The 398-nt window shown below is 27.9% G+C and carries 1 pseudogene; it reads right to left on the reverse strand.

From position 1 onward, the window contains the following. Window positions 1-398: pseudogene (locus Q3304_RS20960) on the reverse strand (peptidoglycan-binding protein); the annotation flags it as partial.

Genomic DNA, 398 nt, shown 5'->3' on the forward strand with positions numbered 1-398 from the left:
TAATCTCTATATTGTTTTAATTTTATTGCAACTTTTACATCTGAACCATTATCTGCATCTTCTACTATGTTATATTCCTCAAGAGATACTTTTCTATTAGTGTTAAATAATACTTTATTTCCAAGTTCACGAGATACAATAAATTGAAATGGCTTACAATCCGTTTTTAGTAGTTCTAGTTTACTTAAAAAGAATTGTACATCCCTAAAAGTCCCACGATAAAAAGGCAGTTTGTTGTGTGTAAATTCTGCTTCAAAACTTATTTCAGATAATCCTTCTTTTTTTAATATATTTACTTCTCCTTGATTTATTAGGTCAACTGTTTTATTTTTATTTGTAACTTTAATCTCTAATTTACCAGGTGGGATTGGTAGTTGTACTCCATCTAGGTAAAAATC

The organism is Clostridioides sp. GD02377 (assembly GCF_045899875.1).
GTDB lineage: Bacteria > Bacillota > Clostridia > Peptostreptococcales > Peptostreptococcaceae > Clostridioides > Clostridioides difficile_A.